This is a genomic window from Enterococcus sp. 125944, assembly GCF_051909435.1.
Classification (GTDB): Bacteria; Bacillota; Bacilli; order Lactobacillales; family Enterococcaceae; genus Enterococcus_D; species Enterococcus_D gallinarum.
Genome location: NZ_JBQASY010000037.1, coordinates 1 through 7,792, shown reverse-complemented (window position 1 = coordinate 7,792; position 7,792 = coordinate 1). Strand labels below are relative to the sequence as shown.

Here is a 7,792-nt window from a genome sequence, read left to right as displayed (position 1 = left end):
ATCCTGCTGAAATTGCTTTCCTTTAAAATGATTCATCGTCATTCCTCCTGCTATCTTTTTCTATTATTCTACCTTATTTGATAGTAGATTTAAAACTTTGCAACAGAACCATTTCTGTTACGGCAACAGGAAATTGGAGGCTGCTGGGAAAATTGTATAAATGGATTTGCAAAAACAAGAAGAAACTGTACTGATTTTATTCGAAGTAAAAACGGATCTGGATGAACAGAGAGTGCTATCAATGTTAAAAAAAGAACACTAATTAGCGGTAAATGGTCAATTAATAATATTAATAGGGTGATATAATGAAAGCGCATTAAAGAAAGCGCTTAAAAGCCGGCTTAAGCGCAAAAAGAAATTTGGAGGTTGTAAAAATGAGTTTCTACGATAAATTTCAAACAGGTTTAGAAAAAATTGTTGGACCAATTGCGACAAAAGTCGGATCAAATAAGTTCATCATCGCATTAACGGAAGGTTTTATGCTTACGATGCCAATTACTTTGGGAGTTGCGCTGATTGCGGTATTAACAAATTTTCCGATACCAGCCTGGTTAAATTTTTTGCAGAATGCCGGCTTGTATGATGTCGGAAACCAAGTCATCACATTAACATTATCCTTACTAGCAATTTATGTAGTAGGAGCGATCGGTTATCGATACACAGTCAACGAAGGCGAGCATGGGATGACCGGGGCATTATTATCTTTGGCATCATTTATTGCGCTTATGCCAGTTGAGAAACTTACCCCAGCTGATGGATCCTCAGTTACAGCAATAGCAACCGAAAAAATGGGAAGCCAAGGGATCCTTGTTGCAATTTTGATTGGGTTGTTCATTCCCTGGTTGTATGTGAAATTAACAAGAAAGAAACTTGTCTTAAAATTACCTGAATCGGTTCCACCAAATGTCAGCCAATCCATGGCGCCAACTTTTGTGGCAATGATCATCTTTTCTTTGGTTTTCTTTATCAAATATGTGACAGGGCTAACACCTTACGGTAATGTTTTTACAATGATAACCACTATTATTGCTGAACCGATCTCGGCTTTTGGCGCAACTCCAATTGCTTTGATTGTAGTATTTACACTAATGAATCTCTTCTGGTTCTTTGGGGTTCACCCAAATACAATCTTAATGGTTTATGTGCCTATCTTAACGATGGCAGGTATTTCGAATCAAGAAGCATTTCTTGCAGGAAAAGAATTGCCATTTTATGCATTTGCCATTGTTGGATTTGCGGTTCAAATCGGGGGAGCTGGAAATACGCTAGGCCTATGTATTGCTACGCTGTTTGCTAAATCAGAAAAATATAAAGCAATGAGAAAATTAGTGATTCCAGCCAATATCTTCAATATCAATGAGCCTATTATTTTTGGTTTTCCATTAATGCTGAATCCACTTTATTTTATTCCGATGGTGTTGTCTCCTTTAGTTTCAGGATTGTTTGCAATGTTTTATATGAACCTTATTGATATTAATGTGAACCCAACCATTTCAATGCCTTGGGTAACGCCAGGTTTCGTAACAACATTCTTCACTGGAGGATTTCCATTAGCTCTATTGTGGTTCTTATGCTTACTTATTCATTTTGTAATGTATCTGCCGTTCTTCTTGATGGATGACAGAAGAGCAATCCAAGAAGAACGGGGCAGGGTTCAAGAAGAGCGCGAACATATCCAAGCAATATAAACTAAAAAAGTTAAAAATCAACTACTAAATGGGGATGAAGATTTATGGCAAAAATTCAATGTAATGTGATTTCGTACGTACTAAAGCGAACAGTGGACTTAACGGTCGTTTTACCAACTATTTCTATACCAGAAATTCTTCAAGATAAAGGGGAGTTGCATCACGAATATCCATTCAAATATCCGGTTCTGTATTTACTTCATGGCTATGGGAATAATCATGCACAATGGACGGGATACTCTAACGTGGAACTGTTTGCAGAAGAAAGAAAAATTGCAGTAGTGATGTTTTCCGGAGAAAATAAAGCCTACCTTTCGAATGAGAGCGATGATTTTGAGAAATTTATCACAGAAGAGCTTCCGGAGTTTATCACAAATACATTTCCTATTTCTAAACGGAAAGAGGATACCTATATTGCAGGTTTGTCCATGGGGGGGTTTGGTGCTTTATACAATGGACTGCAGCGGCCTGATTTATATCAAGCAATCGGTGCATTCTCACCAGCTCTACGCATGCAAGGTGTAGCGATTGATTTATTTGATATTGTGGAAGATTTAGATGTTACGCAACCTATTTACCTTGCATGCGGCGAAAATGACTTTTTATATGAAGATAATGTTAAATTTGCCAAAAAATTAAAGGAAAGGAATTTTGAACATACTTGGACGTCAGCACCAGATTATCAGCATGAGTGGCGTTTTTGGAATGAATATATCGAAAAGTTCTTAGATTGGCTTCCAAGGACTGACGGCTATAAAGATGTAAGAAGACCAGTATAAGGGAGTGTAGAAAAGTGGGATTTCCTAAAGATTTTTTATGGGGCGGCGCAACCGCTGCGAATCAATATGAGGGAGGCTATTTAAGTGGTGGCAAAGGCTTAGCGACTTCTGATTTTATCACTGCAGGAAGCATGACAGAACCGCGTATGATTGTGATTGAGCTTGAAAATGGTGAAAGAAAATCCATAAACCGTTTTGAAGATGTTCCAAGTGGAGCGAGGGTAGTTATTGATGAGCAATTATATTATCCTAGTCATGTCGCAACTGATTTTTACAATCATTATGAAGAGGACATTAAGCTGTTTGCCGAAATGGGTTTTAAGGGATTTAGAATGTCGATGACCTGGTCAAGAATTTTTCCAAATGGTGATGAGGCAACGCCTAATGAAGAAGGCTTAGCCTTTTATGATAAAATCTTTGACTTATGCGGTACTTATGGGATTGAACCGATTGTCACTTTAAATCATTTTGATTTGCCGAATCATTTGGCTGTCACGTATCAAGGATGGTTGGATCGCAGAACAATTGATTTCTTTACCAACTATTGCAGAGTTGTTTTTGATCGTTACAAGGATAAGGTCAAATATTGGATGACGTTCAATGAAATCAATTTCTTACGTGACTACAGTACTCTAGGGATTACAGATGCATCCGATTTGACGAAACAAAATCAAGCCATTTACCATCTATTGTTGGGCAGCGCAAAGGGTGTGGAAATCGGACATGCCATCAATCCAGAATTTAAGATAGGCTTAATGATCGCCAATATTTTATTCTACCCAGAAACATGCAATCCAAATGATTCGATTCGTGTTATGGAATTGGAAAGAGGCTTTAAGGATTTCTATTACGATGTCCAATGTCGTGGCGCTTATCCCAACTATAAATTCAAAGAACTGGAAAGAGAGCATGTAGAATTAAAGACAGTGCCAGGGGACGAGGAGATTCTCAAAAACGGAACAGTCGACTACATTGGCTTTAGTTATTATAACTCCACTGTAGTCAGTACCAGCGCTAATTCTGAACAAGCCGGCGGCAATCAATTTGGAGCAGCAAAGAATCCATACTTGGAAGAGTCTGAATGGGGATGGCCAATTGATCCTTCGGGTTTACGTTTGGTATTGAACCGATTATATGATAAGTATCAGTTGCCATTGATGATAGTGGAAAACGGTCTCGGGGCGATAGATAAAGTGGAAGAAGATGGCAGTATTCACGATGACTACCGAATCGATTATTTAAGAAAACACATTGCAGAAATGAAAAAAGCTGTGGAAATTGACGGTGTCGAATTGTGGGGGTATACGCCATGGGGTTGCATCGATCTCATTTCAGCCGGAACAGGAGAAATGAAAAAACGATACGGTTTTATCCATGTCGACTTGGATGATGAAGGAAAAGGAACTTTGAAGAGACGGAAAAAAGATTCGTTCGATTGGTATCGAAAAGTGATAGAATCAAATGGAGAAGAATTGTCTTAGTCATAATTTACGAATGAGGTGTTTCCATGCGAATGATTTTTGATAACGAATATGAAGATTTAAATGCCAGTGTCTTTCGGAGAACCGATCCGAATAAATATTGTCTAATGACAGAGCAGGCAGGCACCAATTTAAGTCAAAGTATTATTGAAACGCATTGGCATGAATGGTTGGAAATTACGTATATTATCGAAGGGGCGATGCAAGTTCAGTTTCCCGATGGACAATTAGAGGTCAGTGAAGGACAAGTTGCTTTAATCGGTATGCAAACATTGCATAAGATGATCGGGGATACTGGAAAATATCACTTCAAATGTTTGCATATCAACTTCGGATTAATTTCTCAATACGTAAATCCTTCAGTATTGATGGATAAAGTAATCCTTATCCAAAATGCGGAGTATTTTATCAAGGTTCTGGAAAATATTGATGCACTGATGGATTCGGACGATGTTGTTTCGCACATTCGCTATCAAAGTAATTTGTTGGAATTGTTGGCAATCGGTATTGAAGAAATCGAAAATGCTTCAGAAAATGACTTCCCAAAAGGGTCCATTGATTTATTTTCCAAAATACTCTTCTATTTAGGCGAGCATTATCAAAAAAATTTGTCGTTGGATCAGGTCGCAAAGCATTTTGGTTATTCCTCACAGCACTTGTCACTGATGTTCAAAAAACAACTTGGCATCAACTACAAAGCTTACCTCACTCGGATCAGGTTAGAAAAGGTGAAATTTCTGCTGGTAAATACAGAAAACAAGTTGTTGGAAATCGCTTTGGAAAGCGGCTTCTCATCCGAACATTCATTAATTAAAAATTTCAAGAAAACATATCGACTGACACCCACAGAATATCGTCGAGAAAATCAGATAAGATGAAATGATATTAGAGAGACATTCTTTATGGGAGTGGTTACATGTCAAAGTTAATTTTACGAGCGGATGATTTAGGAATCAGTGAAGGAGTTAATTACGGAATCTTTAAAGCTGTGAGCGATGGGGTAATTTCTTGCGTGGGTTTGATGTCCAACATGCCCGCGGCAGAACAGGGCTACAAACTAGTGGAGAAGGTTAGTACTTGTATAGGATTACACCTTAATATTTGCTTAGGCGATCCTGTAGCTGCTCCCTCTAAAATACCCTCTTTAGTGAGTGAAGAGGGATCATTTTATACCAGTGGTGAAATAAACAAGAGAATGAAAGATACAGTAGACTTAGCCGAATGTGTGATTGAGATAAAAGCGCAAATTGATCGATTTGAACAAATCACAGGCAAAAAACCGGATTATGTCGATGGTCATGCTATCCTGTCGCCTATATTTTTCCAGGCAGTAAAGGCAGTTGCTGATGAACAGCACTTATTTTTTTCGATGCCTTCATTCGATAAAAAATGGGAAAATGAAAATGAAATATACGGATTGGAATTATTGCGCTTCAATGAAGATGGTCTCTACGACCCTAGAGAATATTTTGAACATAATTTAGAAAAAATAAATGCTCAGTATTGTTCGGTTGCAGTTTTTCATCCGGGGTTTTTAGATCAATTTATCTTGGATCATTCTTCCTATACGTTCATACGTCCAATGGAATGTGAATTTCTGTGCAGCGAGTGGCTGGAAAATTGGATCGAGCAAAATAATATTGAAATTGTAGATTTTAATAATTATAAGGATGCTTAAAGGAGGAGTAAACGATGAAAAAAATAGTGTTACTGTGTGCAGCAGGAATGTCAACGAGTTTATTGGTTAAGAAAATGGAACAAGCAGCAAAGGAAGACAATTTTGATGTGAAGATTGAGGCGCACTCTGTTTCAGGTTTCAAAGAACATACAGCAGGTGCAGACGTAGTCCTGTTAGGTCCTCAAGTTCGTTTTCAATTAGCAAAAATAAAAAGTGGAGTAGACTGCCCTATTGAAGCGATTGACATAGCGGCATATGGCCGTATGGATGGGAAAACAGTCATTCAACGTGCAAAGCAATTGATTGGTTCATAACCTATAAAAATCAATGGCAGTAGCGTCATTAAGTCAGAGGCAAAATAACAGTACGAAGAGTTGCAAACAAGACTGCGTTTGTAACGCTTTTTTAGGAGGAATGGAATGGCGACACGTGACTATTTATCAATTGATATTGGGGGTACTTATATTAAGTATGCCATTGTGGATGAAGCATTTGGTATGAAGAAGCAAGATAAAGTGCCAACGCCAAAAAGCAAAGGAATGCTGACGGAAATGCTGTATGGTCTGATTGGACAACATCGTGAAATTGCTGGGGTTGCGATTTGTTGTCCTGGAAAGGTTACGTCAGATGGAACAGTCTACTATGGCGGCGCATTGCCGTTTATGCACGAAACGCCGTTAGCTTCATTGATCTCAAAAAACTTCGCTATTCCTTGCACGGTAATAAATGATGGTAAGGCAGCGGCGTTGGCAGAACATACAAAAGGCAATCTAAGAGGCGCAGCAGATGGTGCGGCCGTGATTCTTGGAAGTGGCGTTGGCGGAGGAATCATCCTGAATAACAGCTTATTGATGGGTGCCAACAATCAAGCTGGAGAGTTCAGTTTCATCAATGCGAATATTGATGCGGGCCCCATAACTAGTCAGATGGTGGGAAGAAAATTGTCAGCAGTGCATTTTGTGAATCAGTGTGGTCAACTTTTAGCGTTAGAGGATCCCGATGATGGACAAACAGTCTTTCGCGAAATTGAGAACGGATATGACGAGAGGGTTTTGTCTTTATTCAAAGGTTACTGTCGAAACGTTGCATCATTGATCATGAATGTTCAGGCAATCTTGGATATCGAAAAAGTAGTGATTGGTGGGGGAATCAGCGCGCAACCTTTGTTAGTTAAAACGATTCAAAAACAATACGATCAGTTATTTGAAGAAATGGGCTTCTTCGGTAAAATGTTGCATAAAGTAAAAATTGAGGTTTGCGCTTACTCAAACAACGCAAATTTGATCGGTGCACTCTCGTATTTTAAAACAGTGTATGTCTAAGTAATGTCTACTGAATAACTAACAAACCTTATGACGAATTGCAATAATTATTGCGACATTTTTTCTTTACTCAATTAATGAAGTTTCGTGCATGAATGATTCTAAAGGTGTTTGATAATTCAGGTATTTTCTTGGCCGATTATTCATTAGCCATAGAGCCGTGAATAATTCAGTTTCGCTCACCGTAGCTAAATCAGTTTTCTTCGGAAAGAATTCGCTCATTAAGCCATTAGAATTTTCGTTTGTTCCTCTTTGCCAAGCGCTGTAAGCATCTGCAAAGTAGAAATCAATACCTGATGCCTCTACATCTGGATAACAAGCGAATTCTTTCCCGCGATCGGAAGTAAATGATTCTAAGGCGTGCTCAGGTAGATTCCTTGTTAATTTCTCAATTGCACTGTGCATCGCATCTTTAGTGCGGTTCGGGATCAGAAAAGCAATGTATAACCGACTTTTACGCTCTGCGAAGGTCGCTAAACATCCTGTACTCTTTCCACGTGAAGAAACGATTGTACCTAATTCCCAATGCCCAAACTCTTGTCTGCTTCTGACCGATTTAGGTCGTTTAGAGAGGCTACCAATATTGAACTTACCACGTGTTTCTTGAGGTTGGCGACCTAATAAGTTGGCGGTTCTGTTGCAAAGTTTTAAATAAAGAATAAAATCCCTTACGGTATCTATGATTTAAGCTGGGATTCCCAATAATACCTTGATTTCAGTACAGACCGAAAATCCGAAGAGAGTGCCTTCTTTTCGGGTTTTCTTATATAATCCTCGGATGGCTTCCATGCCTTTAATCGTGGTAGAGGCAGTGCGTAAACTTCGATAGAATTTATTGCGTCTC

7 protein-coding genes and 2 pseudogenes are annotated in these 7,792 nt (G+C 38.7%); 7 read left to right on the top strand and 2 right to left on the bottom strand.

What is annotated here, in order from left to right; all coding sequences use genetic code 11:
* Positions 1-374: 374 nt before the first annotated feature.
* The 7 genes from ACTFWY_RS17325 to ACTFWY_RS17295 all read left to right on the top strand — a co-directional run bounded on the left by ACTFWY_RS17325 (position 375) and on the right by ACTFWY_RS17295 (position 6,948).
* Positions 375-1,688, top strand: a complete 1,314-nt coding sequence (locus tag ACTFWY_RS17325; protein WP_096711139.1) for a PTS sugar transporter subunit IIC — start codon at positions 375-377, stop codon at positions 1,686-1,688.
* Positions 1,689-1,732: 44 nt separating this feature from the next.
* Positions 1,733-2,467, top strand: coding sequence for an alpha/beta hydrolase (locus tag ACTFWY_RS17320; RefSeq protein ID WP_096711138.1), 735 nt, complete (start codon positions 1,733-1,735; stop codon positions 2,465-2,467).
* Between the two features lie 14 nt (positions 2,468-2,481).
* A complete protein-coding gene (locus tag ACTFWY_RS17315) occupies positions 2,482-3,948 on the top strand; it encodes a family 1 glycosylhydrolase (protein WP_096711137.1) in 1,467 nt (488 codons plus the stop codon).
* A 26-nt stretch (positions 3,949-3,974) separates the two neighbouring features.
* The gene (locus ACTFWY_RS17310; protein ID WP_096711136.1) at positions 3,975-4,826 is read left to right on the top strand and encodes a helix-turn-helix transcriptional regulator; all 852 of its coding nucleotides are present in this window, start codon (positions 3,975-3,977) and stop codon (positions 4,824-4,826) included.
* 38 nt (positions 4,827-4,864) lie between these two features.
* Positions 4,865-5,626, top strand: coding sequence for a ChbG/HpnK family deacetylase (locus ACTFWY_RS17305; protein WP_096711135.1), 762 nt, complete (start codon positions 4,865-4,867; stop codon positions 5,624-5,626).
* 14 nt (positions 5,627-5,640) lie between these two features.
* Entirely contained in the window at positions 5,641-5,940 is a 300-nt protein-coding gene (locus ACTFWY_RS17300; RefSeq protein WP_096711134.1) for a PTS sugar transporter subunit IIB, read from the top strand.
* Positions 5,941-6,045: 105 nt separating this feature from the next.
* On the top strand, positions 6,046-6,948 hold the full coding sequence (locus tag ACTFWY_RS17295) for an ROK family protein (protein ID WP_096711133.1): 903 nt from the start codon (positions 6,046-6,048) through the stop codon (positions 6,946-6,948).
* Positions 6,949-7,014: 66 nt separating this feature from the next.
* Here the strand turns inward: ACTFWY_RS17295 and ACTFWY_RS17290 are convergent.
* Both ACTFWY_RS17290 and ACTFWY_RS17285 read right to left on the bottom strand, forming a co-directional pair.
* Positions 7,015-7,563, bottom strand: a pseudogene (locus ACTFWY_RS17290) (IS30 family transposase); the annotation flags it as partial.
* Between the two features lie 69 nt (positions 7,564-7,632).
* A pseudogene (locus ACTFWY_RS17285) lies at positions 7,633-7,792 on the bottom strand (IS6 family transposase); the annotation flags it as partial.

What these genes read in the sequence shown, in the direction of transcription:
- ACTFWY_RS17310 (WP_096711136.1), top strand. Translation starts at nt 3,975, where the DNA reads ATGCGAATGATTTTTGATAACGAATATGAAGATTTAAATGCCAGTGTC.
- ACTFWY_RS17295 (WP_096711133.1), top strand. Translation starts at nt 6,046, where the DNA reads ATGGCGACACGTGACTATTTATCAATTGATATTGGGGGTACTTATATT.
- ACTFWY_RS17305 (WP_096711135.1), top strand. Translation starts at nt 4,865, where the DNA reads ATGTCAAAGTTAATTTTACGAGCGGATGATTTAGGAATCAGTGAAGGA.
- ACTFWY_RS17325 (WP_096711139.1), top strand. Translation starts at nt 375, where the DNA reads ATGAGTTTCTACGATAAATTTCAAACAGGTTTAGAAAAAATTGTTGGA.
- ACTFWY_RS17300 (WP_096711134.1), top strand. Translation starts at nt 5,641, where the DNA reads ATGAAAAAAATAGTGTTACTGTGTGCAGCAGGAATGTCAACGAGTTTA.
- ACTFWY_RS17320 (WP_096711138.1), top strand. Translation starts at nt 1,733, where the DNA reads ATGGCAAAAATTCAATGTAATGTGATTTCGTACGTACTAAAGCGAACA.